A 19383-nucleotide genomic window follows, 5' to 3' on the forward strand; every position below is an offset into this window, starting at 1 on the left:
TCAGTTCTCCTTGCTCTGGGTGTTGCTCTTGTTGTCGGTGTGGGTCTGCTGCAGTTGCGCGATGCGCTGCGCGAGGAAGTCCCAGGTCTTCCAGAACTCCTCGAGCTCCTGTCGGCCCTGCGCGTTCAGGGTGTACACCTTGCGGGGCGGCCCCTTCTCGCTCGGGACCTTCTCGATGTCGACGAGGTTCTTCTGCTCGATGCGCACGAGGAGCGCGTAGATGGTGCCCTCGGCGGTGTCGGTGAACCCGTGCGCGCGCAGCCGTGTGGTGATCTCGTACCCGTACGCGGGCTGCTCGGCGAGGAGGGCCAGGACGATGCCCTCCAGAGTGCCCTTGAGCATCTCGGTCATCTGCTTGCCCATCGGGTCCCCCTTTCGTGTCGTTGGTACTCAGTGTTGCTGGGTACCGGTACAAAGTAACACCGATTACCGGTACTTAGCAACACCGATTACTGGGCTTGCTTTTCCGAGAGCAGTGTCGAGACCCATCGCGCGCGTCGAGACCCACGCCCGCGTGCGTCCGCGGCGGTGGGTATCGGCGATGGGCGTGGGTCTCGAGTCAACGGTGCGCCCTTCTGTGTGGGGTGAAAAGGTGGGGTGAATTCTCCGGGATCGGCGAGGTCGCGTGTCGGGGGCCGGGCAGGCTGGTCGTGTCCCGGACCGAGTTCGTCATGCCCAGATGACGCTCGGCGGTCGCCTGAGGGGGCGGGGGCTTCCGCGTGCGAACGCGCAGCGGTGAAGCGATGATTGGGGAGACAGTCATGGGGTTTCGTGTTGCCCGCAAGGACCACACATCCGATGGCCTTCCGTCCAAGCGGCAGAGCCGCTGGCGGGGCCGTGCAAGGAAACTGATCGGCGGCGCCGTGAGTACGGCGCTCGTCGCGTCGTCGATGGTGTTCGTCGGCGGCACGCTGACGGCCGCGCCCGCGGCTGCGGCCAGTCCGTTCCTGTGCACACCGGGCGCGGTGTACGTGCAGAACGCCACCGAGGTGCGCGAGTTCACGGTGAAGGAGCAGGGTGCACCGGGTGACGGCGGCACGCTGGGCTCCTCCACGATCGGGCTCGACTACTCCAACAACGCCCTCGGCATCTCGTCCAGTGGTCAGTACGCGTACACGGTCACCAACGCCGCCGGCTCGAAGGTGCTCGCCAAGCACGATCGCGTGACCGACTCCACGAGCCGCACGACGTTCACGCTCAACTCTTCTGTGCTCCGTGGTGCTGTGCACCCCGTGACCGGCGTCTACTACTTCGCCAGCGGTACCACCGCCGACGGCGCCATCAACCTGTACGCCTGGAACGAGAGCGTCACGCCGCAGGCCTATGTGCAGGTCGGCACGCTCCGCCCGACCGCTGACAGCACCGCGTTCGGCGCCAACGGCGACATGGCCTTCAGCGCCTCGGGTCAGCTCGTGCTCGTGGCGGACAACGTCATCTACTCGTCCGACCTTCCGACCTCGCTCGTGCCGAGCAACGCGACCATCGAGGCCAAGCAGGTCCACAACATGGGTGCCGGTGTGCAGGGCAACGGCATCGCCTTCGGTAACCTCGGGCACATCTTCGTGTCGGTCGCCGGTAGCGATCCGAGGATCATCGAGGTCGATCTTCCGCGCGGGCTGACCGTCAACTCGACGTCGACCCCCGGCTTCTCGCCCACCGACATGGCGAGCTGCACCTTCCCGAACACCCTCACCCTGAAGAAGGACCTTCCCGAGGGACGTCACGCCGCCACCGACCAGTTCGCGCTGCGCGTGCAGTCGCCGGCCGGATACCAGGTCGCGCAGACCGACGCCACCACGCGCGGTGAGCGCACGGGGCTGCAGCCCGACTACGCGGGACCGGTGTTCACCAACCAGGGCGACACCTTCCGCCTCTCCGAGGCCGCATCCGGAACCACGGACCGCACCCGCTACGCCGAGTCCCTGGATTGCGTGCAGGTCAATTCCGACGGCTCCACGATCCCGGTGGCCGTGACGGCATCGGGTGAGGTGAAGCAGCCTGCTGGTTCGCTCGGCACGGATGTCACCTGCACGTTCACGAACGTGCGCCTCGCCCCGGACCTGGCGCTGCGCAAGACGTCCGACCCCGCAGCCGGGGTCGCCGTGCACGCCGGTCAGCGCCTCACCTACACCGTCGAGGCGGAGAACACGGGCAACACGCGCCTCGACCCCGTCAGCGTGACCGACGACCTGTCCGGTGTGCTCGCGTTCGCCGCGTACCAGGGTGATGTCGCCACGAAGATCGACGGAACGCCCGTCGCCTCGGGCGCTGCGACCGTCACGGGCGACGACCTCGCCTGGACCGGCGCACTCGAGCCCGGCCAGGTGCTCACCATCACCTACTCGGTGATCGTCGACGCCGGTGTCGAAGGAGAGCGGATCGCCAACAGCGTCACCGCCTCGGGAACCCCTCCGGGAGGTCTCCCCCCGATCGATCCCCCCGCCGTCACGACCGAGCACCCTGTCGCGGGCTACACCGTCGCCAAGAGCTCCAGCCCCGCCGCAGGCACCGTCGTGGAGCCGGGACAGACCATCGAGTACACGGTGACCGGGACCAACACCGGCGCCACCGTGCTGAACCCGGCCTCGATCGCCGACGACCTGTCGGGTGTGCTCGCGCACGCCGCGTACAACTCCGACGTCACCACCTCGATCGACGGCACGCCCGTCACCACGGGGGCGGCCACCATCACCGGTGACGACCTCGCCTGGACCGGCGCGCTCCAGCCCGGGCAGACCGTGACCATCACCTACTCCGTGACCGTGGATGCGGCATCTTCTGGCGAGGTCCTGCAGAACACCGTCAGCGGCACGGCCACTCCGACGACCCCGAACCCGGGCGACCCCACCGGGCCGCAGGTGCCGGGCGAGCCGATCGTCCCGCCGACCGTGACCACCGAGCACCCGGTCATCGGGTCGGGCTTCACGATCAGCAAGTCCGCTGATCCCGCCTCGGGCACGGCCGTCTCCGCCGGAGACACCGTCACGTACACGATCACCGGCACCAACACCGGCGACACCGACCTCGACCCGGCCCGGATCGTGGACGACCTCTCCGGCGTGCTCGACAGCGCCGCCTACAACGACGACGTCACCGCCGACCGCGGCTCGGTCGCCGTCACCGCCAACACGCTGACCTGGACCGGCGATGTGCCCCGGGGCGAGTCGGTCACCATCCGCTACACGGTGACCGTCGACGCGGGCGTGAAGCAGGCGCTGCTGAACAACGTCGCCACCGGTACGGCCACGCCTCAGATCCCGGTCGACCCGAGCGACCCCGACAGCCCCACGACCCCCGGAACGCCGATCGTCCCGCCGGCCGTGGAGACGAACCACCCGGTCGTCGACAACGGCTTCGAGGTGACGAAGTCCGCCGACCCAGCCTCCGGCACCGCCGTGCGCGCGGGTGACACGATCACCTACACGATCTCGGGCGTCAACACCGGCAACACGACACTCGACCCGGCGACGATCGTCGACGACCTGTCGGCAGTGCTCGCACACGCCCAGTACGGCGGCGATGTGTCGGCCTCGACCGGTGCGGTCGATCTCACCGGCACCACGCTCACCTGGACAGGAGCGCTCGCGCCCGGCGCCCGCGTCGACATCACCTACACGGTGACGGTCGACGAGGACGCGACCGGCGTGCTGCTGCGCAACACCGTCACGGGAGAGGGAACGCCCCTCATCCCGACCGACCCGACGGACCCGGACAGCCCCACCACGCCCGGCACCCCGGTGACGACGCCGCCTTCGACCACGGAGCACCCGGTGGCCACCCCCGGCTTCACGGTCACGAAGTCGGCCGACCCCGAGACGGGTTCGCGCGTCGACCCCGGCAGCGTGATCACCTACACCGTCACCGGTCGCAACACGGGTGACACCGTGCTCGACCCGGCGTCGATCGCCGACGACCTGCGCGGCGCGCTGGCGCACGCGTCGTACAACGACGACGTGACGGCCACCCGCGGCGACGTCGACGTGGCTGACGGCGCCCTCTCGTGGAGCGGCGTGCTGCGTCCTGGCCAGGACGTCGTCATCACCTACTCGGTGACGGTCGACGCCACCGCCGGCGGTGAGACGATCGCCAACACCGCGACCGGTTCGGCGACTCCGCTGATCCCGACGGACCCGAGCGACCCCGACAGCCCCACCACGCCGGGCACGCCGATCACGCCGCCGCCGTCGACGACGGAGCACCCGGTCAACGAGCCCGGCTTCACGTTCGCGAAGACGGTCGACCCGGAAGCGGGCACGGCCGTGGATCCCGGTGACGTGCTCACCTACACGTTGACCGCCGTCAACACCGGCCAGACCGTTCTCGACCCGGTCGAGATCACGGACGACCTCTCGAAGGTGCTGCCGTACGCGTCGTACAACGGCGATGCCGCGGCCGTGATCGGCGCGCAGCCCGCCGGTGTGGTGACCGTCGACGGCGCGAAGCTCGGCTGGTCCGGCGCACTCGCGGTCGGTCAGACCGTCATCGTCACGTACTCCGTGACGGTCGGCGCCGACGGCGTGGGCTCCGTGATCGAGAACAGTGCGAGTGCGACCGCGACCCCGCCCGGAGGCTCGGTCATCACCCCGCCGCCCGGCACCACGACGAACGCCGTCAACGTGCCCGGATTCTCGGTGTCGAAGAGCGCCGACCCGGCAGCGGGTACGGCGGTCGACCCCGGCAGCGTCATCACCTACACGGTGACCGGTGTGAACACGGGCGAGACGGCCCTCGATCCTGTCGCGATCACGGACGACCTCTCCGGCGTCCTCGCTCATGCCGACTACAACGGCGACGCGACCGCGACGATCGGTGCCGCCGCGACGACCGCCCCTGCGGTGGCCGGCGATCGCCTCTCGTGGACGGGTGTCCTCCAGGTCGGCGAGACCGTCACCGTCACCTACTCGGTGACCGTGCACGCGGATGCCGGGGGGACGATCCTCGAGAACTCGGCTTCCGGCTCGGCGACCCCGCCGGGTGGGGTGCCTCCGATCGAGACGCCTCCCGCGACGACCGAGAACCCGGTCAACGAGCCCGGCTTCGAGCTGCGCAAGACGGCAGACCCCGCCTCGGGGACCCGGGTCGACCCCGGCAGCGTCATCACCTACACGGTGACCGGTGTGAACACCGGTGAGACGGCGTTGGCGCCGGTGCGCATTACCGACGACCTGTCGGGTGTTCTCGCCCACGCCGCCTACAACGACGATGCCGCAGCGACCGTGGTCGACGGACCCGCTCTGGAGCCTGTCGTGGAGGGTGACGAGCTCACCTGGTCCGGCGCGCTCGCCGTGGGTCAGCGCGTCACGATCACCTACTCGGTGACGGTGAACGGCGACGCCGGTGGTGCGACGATCGCGAACACGGTCGCCGGAATCGCCACCCCGCCCGGTGGCGCGGAGATCACGCCCCCGCCCGTGACGACCGAGAACCCGGTCGGAACCCCGGGCTTCACGTTCGCGAAGACCGCCGATCCCGGCTCGGGCACGGCCGTCGCCACGGGAAGCGTCGTCACCTACACGCTCGTCGGCACCAACACCGGTGAGACGGGACTGGACGACGTCGCCATCGCGGATGACCTCTCCGGAGTGCTGCGGCACGCCGACCTCCGTCCCGGTGCGACCGCCGTCATCGGCGACCGCACGGTGGCCGCACCCGTCGTGGACGGAACGCAGCTGCGCTGGTCCGGCAGCCTCGCCGAGGGCGAGAGCGTCACGATCACCTACTCCGTGACGGTGCACGCCGACGCGGCAGGGGCGACGCTGCGCAACGCGGCCGTGGGCTCGGCGACACCTCCCGGCGGTGAGACGATCACGCCGCCGAAGAGCTCGACCGAGAACCCGGTGCTGACGCCGCTCGCCCTCACCGGCGGACTGCTGGCGCCGTGGGTGCTGGCGCTCGCGATCGCTCTGCTGCTCGGCGGTGCCGTGCTGCTGATCGTCCGTCGACGCCGGTCGCAGGGCTAGCGGTCACAGGAAAGGCCTCGTCTGTCGCGTGCGACGGACGAGGCCTTCCGTGTCTCCCGGGCGGTGTCTCGCCCGGTCGCCCTTAATCGGGCAGCAGACCGTGGCGCGCCGCCTGCTCCATCGCCTCGGTGCGGTTGTGGGCGCCCAGCTTGCGGTAGATGCTGCGGAGCTGGGTCTTGAGGGTGTTCTGCGAGACGTTCAGCTCGTCCGCGATCACCGGCACAGACGCGCCCGATGTCAGGGCCCGCAGCACGATCTGCTCGCGGGACGACAGCCGTGGCCGCGTCGCGAACGACGGCAACGCGGATCGCAGGGGGAAGGTCCCACGGCCCGTCGGGTCGAGGTCGGCCCGCACGGCGCCGAAGTCCTCGGCGCTCAGGAGCACGAGCGGGGTGGTGAGTCCCCGGTCGATGAGCTGCACGCTCAGCGCCTCGCTCGAGGGCTGCGCGGCCGCAGGGGACACCCGGTGCAAGGCGGCACTGTGCACCGCCGCCGCCTCTGCGCGTTCTCTGGCCGTCGAGGGGCGCAGGCGGGTCTGTCCCAGAAGTCGGACCACGTCGGCGGCCTTGCCGTCGATGAGGGCCAGGCGGGCACGCTTGAGGACCGTGCCGAAGCGATCGGCGACCGCATCCCGCTGCAGGACGCTCCGGGCCGAGCTCACGTCACCGAGGGCGAGGTGCAGCAGAACGCGCGGCTGAACCAATGCTTGGCGCACGTGGGCTGCACCCGCCTCCTTCCCTCGGAGACGCACGAACGATTCCAGACGCTCCAGTCCGGCTGCGGGTTCTCCGTCGTGCAGAGCGACCCACGCCTCGACGGCGGCCATCGTGGTCCAGTGCTCGCTGGTCGCCCGGTACGGCTCGAAGAAGCGGATGTGCCGCTTGGCTGCGGTGACATCGCCGTCCTCCACCGCGAGCATCGCCTCGGCGACATGGTAGAACGTGCTCCGATAGCTGTCGAGGAGCGCCGGATCCCAGTCACCGTCGCGGATGAGAGCGACATAGTGCCTGGCCTCCGGCAGGTCACCGTTCAGCGCGTGGACCCCGGCCAGGAGGCAGATGCCGTGGAAGGCGTTCTTGTTGCCGTGCGCTGCGGCGAGCGCCGTCGCCTGCTCCCAGATGTGAACGGCGTCGTCTCGTCGTCCGCCGTCGTAGAGCGAGATGCCGAGGTGGGTGCACAGGAGGGGCATGTCGCAGGCGTACTGCTGCCACTGCGACTCGGGCGTCTCGGTGAACAGGGCCAGTGCGCGTGCGGCCACCTGGGCGGCGCGCTCGGGTCGGCCGATGGCTCGCAGCGATGCGCTTTCTGCGGCCCAGATGAAGATCCGCTCCGTCGCTGAGAGCGTGGTCCGACGGGCATCCGCCGCTGCCACCGCGATGCGCAGGAGCTGGAGCCCGCGCTGGCGGCGAAGGCGATTGGGTTTGAGGCACATCCCGAGCAGCATGGCCACGAGAGGTTCCTCTTTGAGGCGTGACACCGGCACATCGCCGAGCAGGTCGACGACGGCATGTCGGTCGCGGTGCAGCAGGCGGTTCCACCCCGACATCGTCACGTGCGTCGCGAGACGCAGGTCGTCATCCTCCACGGCGAGGCGCAGCCCCTCGAGCGGCATGTCGCGGCGCACCGCCCCCTCCGCAGCCACTCGTCGCAGCTGAGCGACCTCGTCAGGAAAGCTCCGGCGCAGTTCGCGGCGCAGCATGCCGCGGGTGAGGGGCGTGAGGGCGAAGCTGCTGCGTCCATCGACCGACCAGCGGCCGAAGCCGAACATCTCAGCCTGGTCGAGAGCCTTCGCGATCGCGGAGTCGCCGGTGAGCGCCACCGCGAGGGGAAGGTCGACGGAGTCGGTGACGCTGATCCGCAGCAGTCCCTGCAGGGCCTGAGGATCGAAGGCGCATTCGTCGAGCCGATCCTGCAGGTAGTCCTCGATCACGGAGGTCGCGGCGCGCAACGAGGAGGCATCCACGGCGGCGCCTCGCAGCGCGAGAGCCCGGATGAGGGCGGGGAAGCCGCCCGTCGCCTCTCGCGTGGCAGCGGCCGTGTGCTCGTCGACGTCGAGAGCACGACGGATCTCGTCGGTGTCGAACATGAGCTCGTTCGGGGAGATGAGCGTCGTGTCGATCACGAGGTCGAGGCCCTCGCTGTCGAAGGGACTGGGGCGGTTGGAGGCGACGATCAGCCGGGTCATCGCCGCGGTGGCCACGGCACGGCACAGGGCGAATACGCCCTCGCGGTCGACCGCGGCCGCGTCGTCGAGCACCAGGACCAGAGGGCTGTCGACGGCGCGCAGCCGTGCCGCCACGGCGGCCCAACCGTCCTCTCCGGCGGCGGTGTGCGCGGGATCCGCCTCCGGCAGGGCCCGTAGCAGGGCGCCGGCGAGGGCGTCTCCGGTCGCGATGGCGGGGGTGACGGTGATCCACACGACGTGGGACGCGGTGGCGGACGCCCATTCCACGAGGGCGGTCGTCTTGCCCGACCCGGAGGCGGAGCGCATCAGCGTCAGCGGTGACGCGGTCTCGAGCGCGGCGGTCAGGCGGGGGCGACTGACCGCATGCGCCGATACCCGCGGCAGATACCCGTCCGGTTGCACGGCAAAAGACGACACTGCACCTCCCCAGGTCCCGTCTCCACGATATCGCCCGGCGGGCTCGTCGAGGTGACGTCTTCGGGGGCGGCTCAGGCGAACAGGAACGACAGGGGCACGCCGATGATGATCGCGGCGGCCACGTAGATGAGGTTCGGCAGCTGGAACGAGTGGTCGAAGACGAACTTGCCCATCTTGGTCGTGCCGGTCTGGTCGAAGGCCACGGTGGCGACCTGACTGCCGTTGGCCGGCAGCGTGTAGATGCCCATCGCGGCCGGCCACAGGCCCACCAGGAGCGGGGCGGGTAGGCCGATCGTGATGCCGATCGGCACGATCGCGTTCGTCGCGCTCGACTGGCTGGTGGTGAGCATCGCGACCGCGAAGAGGGCCAGCGCGAACAGCAGCGCACCCAGGAACGCCGACGACCCGGAGACCACGGCTCCGAGCCCATCGACGATGAGGGTCTGGTTCGCGGCGACGAAGGTGTTGGCCAACCAGGCGATGCCGAAGAGGGCGATGGCGCCGACGATACCGGCGGGGAAGGTGGGCTGCTTGGGCACATCTGCCGCCTTCACCTTGCAGAAGATGAAGATGAGGGCGGCGATGATGCCCATCACGACCTCGATGATGACCGTGACGCTGAGGCGCACCGGATCGCCCGCGTCGTCGGTGCCGATCACCGGACGCAGGTTCTCGAACAGGCCGAAGAGCACGATCACGCCGACCCCGGCGAGGAACAGCGAGGCGGAGAGCACGGCGGTGGGGGGCAGCTTCTTCTCGTGCGCGTCGGTCTCGGGCGGCGTGATCTGGTGCTCGGCGAGACGCCGCTGGAACTCGGGGTCGTCTTCCAGGTCCTTGCCGTGGCGCATCATGACGAGCGCCGCGACGAACAGCCCGACGATCGACGCCGGCCACATGATGAGCAGCAGCCCGCCGAGATCGACGCCCTGCGGGGCCAGCAGCACCACCATCGAGGCGGTCGCGGCCGAGACGGGAGAGCAGAGGATGCCGACCTGCGAGGCGACGGCCGAGACCGAGAGTGCCCGCTCCGGGCGGATCTTCTGCTGGTACGAGACGTCGTAGATGACGGGAAGCAGCGGGTAGAAGATGTTGCCCGTGCCGGCGCCGACCGTGAACAGGAACGACATCGCCGGGGCGAGGAAGACCACCGACCTCGGCCGACGCCTGATGACCTTCGCTGCCACCGACACCATCCAGTCGATGCCGCCGGCCGCCTGCATGGTCGAGGCCGCGGTGATCACCGTGATGACGATGAAGACCGCATCGACCGGGGCGTTGCCCGGGGCCTCTCCGAAGAAGAAGATGAGCACGGCCACGCCGACCAGTCCCCAGACGCCCAATCCGATCCCGCTCGTGCGGGTGCCCATGTAGATGGCGCCGATGACGACGAGCAGCTCGGCGATGAGGATCCACACGTTGTCGTTCATGACGAGGGCCCCTTCACGATCGGGGCGCTCCCGGTGAGCAGGGTGGTGGGAAGCGCGGTCTCGACGATCTTCCCGTCGACGGCCTCGACGCGCAGGGCGAGGGGGTTCTCGACCGGGCTGACCGCGGTGACGAACGCGGAGTTCTCGAAGTGCAGCGACTGGAGGTTGCCGACCGCGTACCCGGTGGAGAGCTCACCGCTCAACAGGGAGGCGTGGAAGAGCGGGCGGCGCTGGTCCTCGGCGTCGTAGTGCGGGCAGAAGCTGCCGTGCAGGAACCCGAGTCCCTCGGGGAGCACCTGAAGCGTCGGGCCGTAGCTGTCGGTGGTCCCGCCCTCGAACCAGCAGATACCGCCGGCGCTGCCCCCGGTGAAGACCACGTTGGAGTCGGGGTCCTCCCACATCTCGCGCATGATCTCGTCGAGACCCTGGCGCTTCCACACGTCGAGCATGTTCGCGGTGTTGCCCCCGCCGACGTGGATCACGTCGAATCCCTTCACGAAACCGGCGAGGTCGTCGACCGCTCGGTGGAAGAGGGGCAGGTGATGCGGCGCGCACCTGTCGGAGTCGTAGGTGGCGTAGAAGCTCACGATGTACGCGGCGTCGTCACCCGTGGCGGTGCCGACGAAGAGCACCCGGGGTCGCTCCTTGCCGGTGAGTCCGAGGATGTAGTCGTGCGTCGGATCGTTCCGCCGCTCCATCATGGCCTTGCCGGCCCCTGTTGCCACCACGTGAGACATGCCCCCACCTCTCCGACGAGTGTGAATGCGCTCAACCTAGTTGCGGGCCTGCGGCTGCGTCCAGAGGTCTTTCGTCCACGACGGGTGAGGGGGTCCGGGCCGCCTATGCGTTCTGTCGGGCGGTCGCCACGAGTCCTTCGAGCAGCGCGAAAGTGCGTGCGCGAGGGCCTTCGGGGCGGATACCGATGGCGTGGGCGAGTTCGAGGGCGAGGGCCGCGTGGCCTTCGGTGTTCGGGTGGAACGGGTCGTTCATGAGTCCCCACGGCACTCCGCCGGCGCCGAGCTCGGCGAAGCGGGCGTACTGGTCGACGAGGATGACGTCTTCGCCGGCGGCCACCTGACGCACGGCCTCGGCGAACTCTCCGATGCGGGCCCGCTCCGGGGCGTTGCGGACGTCGATGGCCGGCGGTGTCTGCAGGACGGGAACGGCGCCGATCTCGCGCACCCGCGCGACGAAGTCACGCAGTGAAGCCGCGTAGTCGTCGGCGGTGATGACCTCGCGCGGTCCGCCGTCGGAGGCGTCGTTCGTGCCGATCATCAGGGTGACGACGTCGGGCCGCCATGACGCGACGCGGCGATTCCAGTCGTCGAGGAGGTCGACGATGCGGTTGCCGCTGATCGCGGTGTTGAGCACGACGTCGCGCACGCGCTCCAGTTCACCGCGGATCAGCTCGTGCAGGTGCTCCGGATAGCTGCGCCCGCCCTGGGTGTGCACCAGGCCGTGCGTGATCGAGTCGCCCGTGATGACCCAGTTCAGCGGTGCGGGTGCTGCGAGTGAGGCGGCGATGCGGCGGAGGTCGGATGCGGCGGAGGCGGAGGCGGGGGATTCGGCGTTCGACACGGCTCCGAGCCTATCGGCCGCGTGGCGTGGGTTACCGTGGAGGGGTGAGCCCTGAGTCCGACAGACCGTAGATCGCGGGTCGAGTGCACGTCGTGCGCTCCCCGCATCCCTGTCGACCCTTCTCTCGCCCGCTGTTCCTCGCCCTGAGCGATTCGCGCGGCGTCTTCGTGTCTGGATGCTCCATGCCCTTGCTCGTCCCTGTCCTGGCCCTGGCGATCTTCGCCCAGGGCACCAGCGAGTTCATGCTCGCCGGCCTTCTCCTTCCCCTCTCGGCCGACCTCGACGTCGATCCGTCCACCGCTGCGCTGCTGACGTCGGCATTCGCGGTCGGCATGGTGATCGGCGCGCCGATCATGGCGGTGTTCGCCAGCCGCTGGGCACCGCGGCGCACTCTCGTGCTGCTGCTCCTCGCCTTCATCGCCGCGCATGCGGTCGGCGCCCTCGTCTCGTCCTTCTGGGTGCTGCTCGTCAGCCGGGTGTTCGCGGCGCTGGCCTATGCCGGGTTCCTCGCGATCGCATTGGCGACCGTGCGGGTCATCGTCGAGCCGGCGCAGACGACACGTGCCGTCGCGGTGCTGCTCGCCGGCACGACTCTGGCCACGATCGTCGGAGTTCCTGCCGGCGCGGTGCTGGCGAACGCCCACGGATGGCGTTCGACCTTCTGGGCCGTCGTGCTGCTGTGTCTGCCCGCCGTGGTGGCCCTGCTGCGTGATCGCACCCTCGTCGCCGTCGCGCGCTCGCCGCGGATCGCTGTGCGCGGGGAGCTCGCCGAGCTTCGGCGTCGTCCGGTGCTCGTCGCCGTGGTGATGGCCGTCGTGGTGAACGCCGCGACCTTCGGCGTCTTCACATTCCTCGCCGTCATCGGCACCGATGCCGGCGTCGGCGATTCCTGGATCCCTCCGCTCCTCGCCGCCTTCGGTGTGGGGGCCTTCCTCGGGGTGTCCGCGACCGGTCGGTGGGCCGCCGGCATCGAGCGCACCTGGATCCGGGTCGGCGCCGTGGCGACGACCGCGGTGTGGATCGTCTTCGCCGCGTGCGTCGACGCGGTGCCCGGCGTCTTCATCGGGGCGGCGGCCGGCGGCATGCTGTCGTTCGCCGTCGGCTCGGCGCTGATCGCTCGCATCGTCGGGCAGGCGTCGGGTGCTCCGGTGCTCGGGGGCGCCTACGCCACCGCGGCACTGAATCTCGGAGCCTTCGCCGGTCCTGTGGTCGCCGGCATGGCCTACGCACAGAACGGGGCGGCCGGGGTGCTGGTGGTGGCTGCGATCCTGGCGGCCATCGGGGTGCTCCTGGCTCCGCTGCTCCGTGCGCGATGACCGCCCACGACCGCGCTCGATGCGAAAGACTGGAGGCATGACTTCGCCTGCGCTCGACACCCTCCTGGCCCGCATCGTCGAGAGCGGACTGCTCGAAGATCCCCTCGCGGAGAACGGCCTGGTCTACGGACGCGCGAGCATCGACGCCGCGGGCACCGTGGTCAACGTCAACGTCGACCCGGAGCTCGAAGACGATGATGAACAGGGCGACGACGTCGATCACGATGCGTTGATCGCCGCGGTCTCGCGCATCCTCTCGGTGGGGGAGTCGCGCTGGCGCGCGATCATCGACGAGGTGGCCGCCGACATCGACGACGCGGTGGACGACGAGCCCGTGGTCGAGCAGATCGACCTGCGCGACGACCTCGAGGCCACGTCGGTCGTGGTGTTCGCAGACGCCGTACTGCTCGCCTTCCTCGCACCGAAGCAGTTCCCGGACTCGCGGATCCTCGTGCAACTGGACGACGATCTCGAGGTCGACGGCGTCGAGGTGCGAGAGCTCGACGGCTCGGAGACCATCGCGTTCGACACGCTCGACGACCTGCTCGACCACATCAGCGGTCCCGACGAGAGCGCAGCGCCGGCGTAAGTCCGCTCCCGTGGAGACCGCGAGCCCTCGTTCCGATCCGCCGAAGCGGCGTGGAGCGGCGAACCCGAGTACCGTGCTGTCGGTGCTCGGGTCCGCCGCGGTCGGCGTCGTGGTGACGTGGTGGATCAGCGTCGGCCAGCGTGTCCCCGTGCACGCCGACGCCGACCTCGCCTCCGTCCGCTTCGGCTTCCCTCTTCCCTGGATCACGCAGGATCATTCGTCCAACCCGTTCGTCGCGTATCCGCAAGAGGTGGCGCTGCGCCTGACCGGCCGCACCGGGATCAGCTATCCGACGGAGTACGACTGGGCGTCGTTCGCCGGTGACGCGCTGATCTGGGGTGGCGTGTTCTGGGGGATCGCGATGGTCGGGCTCCCCGTACTGGTCAGGACGATCCGCGGGCAGGAACGCTGAGGCGGACACGGAGGAGGACGAACAGGCGATGGACAGGATCGACACCCCCGACCTCGAGGTGCGCGCACGCATCGAGGACTATGCCCTGCTGAGCAACTGCCGCACGGCGGCGCTCGTCTCGCGCGCGGGGAGCATCGATTGGCTGTGCCTGCCGCGGCTGGACTCGGCGTCGACGTTCGCGGCCGTGCTCGGGGACGAGTCTCATGGGCGATGGCTGTTGCGCCCGACCGACCCTGCTGCCGTGAGCACCCGACGATACGACGATGACACCTTCGTTCTCGTGACCCGCTGGGAGAGCGCGGGAGCAGTGGCGGAGGTGCACGACTTCATGCCGATCGGACTCGACCCCGACACCGCGATCCGCCGCACCGACCTGATCCGCAGGGTTGTCGGCGTGCAGGGCGCGATGCGCTTCGAGCAGCGGCTGAGCATCCGCTTCGACTACGCCAGGGTGATGCCGTGGGTGCGTCAGGTCGGATCGCCCGGCGAGCCGTGTCTGGTCGCGATGGGCGGGCCCGATGCCGTCGCGTTGCGCGGTGCACCCCTGAAGCCGATCGACCATCAGCACCGGGGTGAGCTGACGGTGGCCGCCGGAGAGGTGCGCGACCTGCAGCTGACCTGGTTCCCCTCGCACCTCGAGGTCCCGCCGGCTCTCGAGGTGGAGAAGGAGCTCGGCGACACCAAGGCCTGGTGGCAGGACTGGGCGGATCGGATCTCGCACGACGGTCCACACCGCGACGAGGTGGTCAGGTCGCTGCTGATCCTGCGGGCGCTGACCAACCACGAGACCGGCGGTATCGCCGCCGCGGCGACGATGGCGCTGCCCGAGGAGATCGGGGGTGTGCGCAACTGGGACTACCGCTACGTCTGGCTGCGCGATGCCGCCCTCACGCTCGAGGCGCTGCTCGCCCACGGCTTCCTCGGTGTGGCCGGGCAGTGGCGGGAATGGCTGCTGCGGGCCGTCGCCGGAGACCCCGCCGATCTCCAGATCATGTACGGTCCGGCGGGTGAGCGCGACCTTCCGGAGCGGGCTCTCCCGAATCTCCCCGGATACGAGGGGTCGACGCCGGTGCGGATCGGCAACGGCGCGGCGGGCCAGTATCAGGCGGATGTCGTCGGCGAGGTCCTGGTGACGCTGTCGGCCGCGCGGGCGGCGGGGCTCAACGAGTCGGGCTTCTCCTGGCCGTTGGAGCGCGAGCTGCTGCGGTTCGCCTCCGAGCAGATCGATCGCCCCGATCAGGGACTGTGGGAGATCCGTGGTGAGCCCCGTCTCTTCACCCACTCTCGGGTGATGATGTGGGCGGCGTTCGACCGCGCGGTGCTCGCGGTCGAGGAGTACGGCCTCGAAGGCCCCGTGGAGCGCTGGCGTGGGCTGCGCGATCGGATGCGCGAGGAGATCGATCGCGACGGCGTCGTCGACGGCCACTTCGTGCAGCACTACGCGACGACCGAGGTCGACGCCTCGCTGCTGCTCCTTCCGCAGGTGGGCTACTGCCCACCGGACGACCCGCGGATGCTGGCGACGGTCGAGCGCATCGAGCAGACGCTGATGTCGGGCGGGCTGGTGCGTCGGTATCGCACCGCGACGGGAGTGGATGGACTCTCCGGAACCGAGGGTGCGTTCCTCGCCTGCTCGTTCTGGCTCGTCGAGCAGTATGCCCTGACCGGACGGCGCGGGGAGGCGGCCGCGCTCATGGAGAGGTTGTGCGAGCTGGCGAACGACGTGGGGATGCTCTCCGAGGAGTACGACCCGGTGGCGCAGCGGCAGCTCGGCAACACCCCGCAGGCGTTCTCCCATCTCGCGCTCGTGCGCGCCGCCGATGCCCTGGCCATGACGGAATCCCGGATGCGCTGAACAGCCGCGTCGAGCGGTGCGCGATCAGCGTCTTCTCACCGGTGCGGGCACTTCTTAGGATGTGGACATGGCGGAACCAGTCAAGAGGCGGGATCCTCTGGTCCAGCGTCGGCGGTTCTCCGTCAACGCGGCTCTCGACGATGCCTTCTTCGTCTTCGCCGGTGTCGCCGCGATCTGGCTCGCCTACCTTCTCATCACCGAGGCGTTCTCGTGGGGCTGGTGGGCCATCGCCTTCGCGATCGCATTCTGGCTGCTCCTCGCCTACCTCGTGCTGCCGAGACTGCACTCCATCCTCACGCGCATCTACGTGCCCAGCTACTTCATCGGGCGCGCCCGAACCAGCGACGGCCTGCTCGGTGATCCGGTGAACCTCGCTGTCCTGGGCACGCAGGAGCAGCTCACCCGATGCATGGCCGAGGCCGGATGGACGCGCGCCGACGAGATCACCGCCGCGTCGACCTGGCGCATCGTGCAGTCGACCGTGCTGCGGCGCAGCTACGACGAGGCGCCCGTCAGCCCGCTCTTCCTGTTCGGTCGTCGACAGGATCTCGCGTATCAGCAGGAGGTCGAGGGCAACCCGGCCAAGCGGCACCACGTGAGGTTCTGGCGCTGTCCCGAGGGGTGGATGCTGCCCGGTGGGCACCGCGTGGACTGGGTGGCCGCCGGAACCTTCGACCGTGCTGTCGGGTTCTCGCTGTTCACCCTGCAGGTCACGCACAAGATCGATGCGGACATCGACATCGAACGCGATCACATCGTCCGCACGCTGCGGGATGCCCACGCCGGGGTGCGCATCGTCATCATCCGCGACTTCTCCACGGGCTACCACTCCCGAAACGGCGGTGGTGACAGCATCCACACCGACGGCGATCTGCCGGTCATCGATCTCCGCCACGTCACGAAGGCGCAGCCGGCGGCCGCCGTGACGGATCCCGACGACCAGGCGCCGGTCACCGAGCTGCGGGGGCTGTCGTGAGGCGTCCGCTGGCCACCGGGCTCGGTGCCGTGCTGATGTCGCTCCGCGTGATCTGGGGGTTCATCTCGATCCTCATCTACGTGCTGAACTGGAGCGCGATCAGGGAGGATGTCTTCGCCTCCGCCGATGGTGGCCTGCTGGTGCCCGCAGACGTCGCCGATCTCCTCCTCGTCATCGGTCTGAGCGCACTCGGCGTCTGGTACGTGTTCTATGGCGTGCTCGCCGGCCTCGTCTTCGCGGGGGCCAACTGGGCCCGCATCGTGGCGATGAGCTTCGCCTCGCTCAGCATCATCGTCGTCTTCCTCGACTGGTGGAACGCCGGGATCCCCGTCACGTTCCAGACCTCGCTCGCCAGCGTCGCCCTCGATATCCTCGTCCTGCTCGCCCTGTCGGCGCAGAGCGCCCGGAGCTTCGCCAGACGGAACGATCCTCGGTTCGCCAGCACCGGCGAGCCACTCGAGTGATGCTGCCGATCGCACCCAGATCGTGAGGGGGAACGACGGTGCGCCCGCGTCGCGCCAGATCCGGCCGTGCGAGGCGAGGACCGCCGCGGTCAGCTCGGCGCGATACCGGGCCTCGTCGAACGCATCCTCGTGGGGGAGCAGATGCAGCGGCGGTGGGGTGGTGGCCAGCAGCGTGTTGACGAGCCCGAGCGGCTCGGGGTAGCTGATGCGCACGGTGCCGGCCGGGAAGCCGTTCTCGCTCTGCCAGAGAGCCAGGTCGTTGCAGAAGCGCTCGTGCTCGGGGAGCCGGATCGAGCGGGCCCGGTCTTCCGGCCAGACCTTCCACGCCAGGTTGTACAGTCCGTGGGCGAAGGGCCAGAACAGCTTCTCCAACGGCCCGACGCCCGATTCGGAGACACGCGAGACCGCGTTGACGTAGTTGTTCAGCTGGGTGGAAGCCTCCTCCGGGTCTTCGGTGCGAGGTCTTCACGCCCGTGCCAGAGCACCATGACCACGGAGGCCATGGGTGCCCATGCGCCGCGGTCCAGGAACTCCTCGGGCAGCAGAGGCGGCACGCGATCGAACATCCCCGCAGCCAAGAGGCGTTTGACCGTGGGGTAGGCGTAGTCGGGGGTGGAGCCGGTCCAGTTCCGGCAGCCTTCGGCGGCGGCGAAGTGGAACAGGGCATCGTTCAGGGCCGGCATGTCCTCAGCCAGGAGCGCGTCGTGCGCGGCCAGCTTCCACGGAACCCGCAGCAGCCCGCGCCACGTGTGGACCTGTTGATCTGCCGGCTTGCCGTCGCAGTAGTCGTCGAAGATCTTGCGGCAGGCGTCCAGATACGCGCTCACGTCCTGGTAGTGGCCCCGACCCTTCGCGCTGTCGTCGGCATAGGCCTTCATGTACTGCTGCGTGTACGTGGCGGTGATCACTGGCAACCCCTCGGAATCCCTCTGCGTGAACCCCGTCTCCATCAGGTCCGCTGCCGGAAGCAGCAGGCGGTCACCGCCGTTTCCGCGCGGCGGTGACCAACCCCACGACGGACTCCGCCCTGGCGATCAGAGCCACTTCTTGTACTTGAACACGCCGAACAGACCGACGGCGAAGGCGACCATCGCACCGATGGCCATCGGGTAGCCGAACGCCCAGTGCAGCTCGGGCATCACATCGAAGTTCATGCCGTACACCGTGCCGACCAGCGTCGGCGCGAAGATGATCGCGGCCCAGGAGGAGATCTTCTTGATCTCGTCGTTCTGCGCGAGCCCGGCCTCGGTCTGCCGACGGGCGACGAGCGCGGAGTGCACGGTCAGCGCGTTCTCGAGGATCGCGCGGAAGGAGTCGATCTTCTCGTTCACGCGGATCGTGTGGTCGAGCACGTCACGCAGGGAGCGCTGCAGCTCCTCGTCGATGCGGTACTTCTCGGAACCGCGGCGCAGCCACTCCAGCATCCCGTTCAGGGGGTGCACGGCGCGCTGGAAGTTGATGACCTCGCGGGACAGCTCGTAGATGCGGCGGGAGAGAGCGCTGTCGTCGTCGCCGTCGCCGAAGAGCTGGTCCTCGATCTCGTCGATGTCGTTGAGGAGTCCCGCCACGATCGGCTCGTACCCGTCGACGACCTCGTCGAGGATCGCGTACAGCACGGCCTCGGGGCCCATCGCGAGCAGCGCGGGGTTCGCCTCCATGCGGGCGCGCACGGCGGCGAGGTTGGGCGACTCGGCATGCCGGATCGTCACCACGAAGTCGGGGCCGACGAACAGGTGCAGCTCGCCGAACTCGATCGACTCCTGCTCATCGCGGTAGCGCGCGGGGCGCAGCACGGCGAACAGGGTGTCGCCGTAGCGCTCCACCTTCGAGCGCTGGTGCCCGGAGAGCGCATCCTCGACGGCGAGCGGATGCAGGTCGAACTCGCGAGCGACGGACGCCACTTCCTCGGGGCTGGGTCGGTACAGGCCGATCCAGGCGATGCCGCCGGCCGCATCCAGCAGCCGGTAGGTCTCGTCCAGGTTCTTGGGGGTCTCCACGCGACGTCCGTGGACGTACACGCCGTTGTCGATGAGCGCCATGATGCGGCTCCGTTCTCGCAGGGGCACGGCGGCAGAGAGCACCGTGCGCGGATTCGTCAGGGACGGATGACGCCGCCGACGGCTGCGAGGGAGGACGTGCGAAAGCGGACCGGAAGGTCAACGCGTGAACGCAGGGAGTCTCGACGCAGCGAAGGCGGCGTCGTA

14 protein-coding genes are annotated in these 19383 nt (G+C 69.3%); 7 read left to right on the forward strand and 7 right to left on the reverse strand.

Annotation, left to right across the window (positions count from 1 at the left end):
* Positions 1-363: a PadR family transcriptional regulator gene (locus D514_RS30000; protein ID WP_017830057.1), complete on the reverse strand. Its 363-nt coding sequence runs from the start codon at positions 361-363 to the stop codon at positions 1-3.
* Between the two features lie 500 nt (positions 364-863).
* Between D514_RS30000 and D514_RS30005 the strand changes: the two genes are divergently transcribed.
* The gene (locus tag D514_RS30005; protein ID WP_017830058.1) at positions 864-5960 is read left to right on the forward strand and encodes an isopeptide-forming domain-containing fimbrial protein; all 5097 of its coding nucleotides are present in this window, start codon (positions 864-866) and stop codon (positions 5958-5960) included.
* Between the two features lie 82 nt (positions 5961-6042).
* On the opposite strand, the gene D514_RS30010 is transcribed toward D514_RS30005, so the two are convergent.
* The 4 genes from D514_RS30010 to D514_RS30025 all read right to left on the reverse strand — a co-directional run bounded on the left by D514_RS30010 (position 6043) and on the right by D514_RS30025 (position 11567).
* Positions 6043-8562, reverse strand: a complete 2520-nt coding sequence (locus D514_RS30010; RefSeq protein ID WP_236610940.1) for a LuxR C-terminal-related transcriptional regulator — start codon at positions 8560-8562, stop codon at positions 6043-6045.
* A gap of 71 nt (positions 8563-8633) precedes the next feature.
* The gene (locus D514_RS30015) at positions 8634-9989 is read right to left on the reverse strand and encodes an anaerobic C4-dicarboxylate transporter family protein (protein WP_017830060.1); all 1356 of its coding nucleotides are present in this window, start codon (positions 9987-9989) and stop codon (positions 8634-8636) included.
* A complete protein-coding gene (locus tag D514_RS30020) occupies positions 9986-10726 on the reverse strand; it encodes a peptidase E (protein WP_017830061.1) in 741 nt (246 codons plus the stop codon). The genes D514_RS30015 and D514_RS30020 overlap by 4 nt, the downstream gene beginning before the upstream one ends.
* 103 nt (positions 10727-10829) lie before the next feature.
* Positions 10830-11567, reverse strand: coding sequence for an SGNH/GDSL hydrolase family protein (locus D514_RS30025; protein ID WP_017830062.1), 738 nt, complete (start codon positions 11565-11567; stop codon positions 10830-10832).
* Positions 11568-11749: 182 nt separating this feature from the next.
* On the opposite strand from D514_RS30025, the gene D514_RS0119450 reads away from it, so the two are divergent.
* The 6 genes from D514_RS0119450 to D514_RS30050 all read left to right on the forward strand — a co-directional run bounded on the left by D514_RS0119450 (position 11750) and on the right by D514_RS30050 (position 17179).
* Positions 11750-12883, forward strand: coding sequence for an MFS transporter (locus D514_RS0119450; RefSeq protein WP_017830063.1), 1134 nt, complete (start codon positions 11750-11752; stop codon positions 12881-12883).
* A 37-nt stretch (positions 12884-12920) separates the two neighbouring features.
* Positions 12921-13472 (forward strand): hypothetical protein, encoded by a 552-nt coding sequence (locus D514_RS30030; protein ID WP_017830064.1) that lies wholly within the window; start codon positions 12921-12923, stop codon positions 13470-13472.
* A gap of 82 nt (positions 13473-13554) precedes the next feature.
* Positions 13555-13884, forward strand: a complete 330-nt coding sequence (locus tag D514_RS30035) for a hypothetical protein (protein ID WP_144052993.1) — start codon at positions 13555-13557, stop codon at positions 13882-13884.
* A 28-nt stretch (positions 13885-13912) separates the two neighbouring features.
* A complete protein-coding gene (locus D514_RS30040) occupies positions 13913-15739 on the forward strand; it encodes a glycoside hydrolase family 15 protein (RefSeq protein WP_017830066.1) in 1827 nt (608 codons plus the stop codon).
* A gap of 67 nt (positions 15740-15806) precedes the next feature.
* On the forward strand, positions 15807-16715 hold the full coding sequence (locus D514_RS30045) for an LssY C-terminal domain-containing protein (RefSeq protein WP_017830067.1): 909 nt from the start codon (positions 15807-15809) through the stop codon (positions 16713-16715).
* Positions 16712-17179: a hypothetical protein gene (locus tag D514_RS30050; protein ID WP_017830068.1), complete on the forward strand. Its 468-nt coding sequence runs from the start codon at positions 16712-16714 to the stop codon at positions 17177-17179. The genes D514_RS30045 and D514_RS30050 overlap by 4 nt, the downstream gene beginning before the upstream one ends.
* Before the next feature lie 422 nt (positions 17180-17601).
* Here the strand turns inward: D514_RS30050 and D514_RS30060 are convergent, their stop codons facing one another.
* Together D514_RS30060 and D514_RS30065 are read right to left on the reverse strand one after the other, a co-directional pair.
* A complete protein-coding gene (locus D514_RS30060) occupies positions 17602-18087 on the reverse strand; it encodes a hypothetical protein (protein WP_144052994.1) in 486 nt (161 codons plus the stop codon).
* Positions 18088-18213: 126 nt separating this feature from the next.
* Positions 18214-19218, reverse strand: coding sequence for a magnesium and cobalt transport protein CorA (locus D514_RS30065; protein ID WP_031205899.1), 1005 nt, complete (start codon positions 19216-19218; stop codon positions 18214-18216).
* Positions 19219-19383 lie beyond the last annotated feature (165 nt).

This window comes from Microbacterium sp. UCD-TDU (genome assembly GCF_000340625.1).
Lineage (GTDB): Bacteria > Actinomycetota > Actinomycetes > Actinomycetales > Microbacteriaceae > Microbacterium > Microbacterium maritypicum.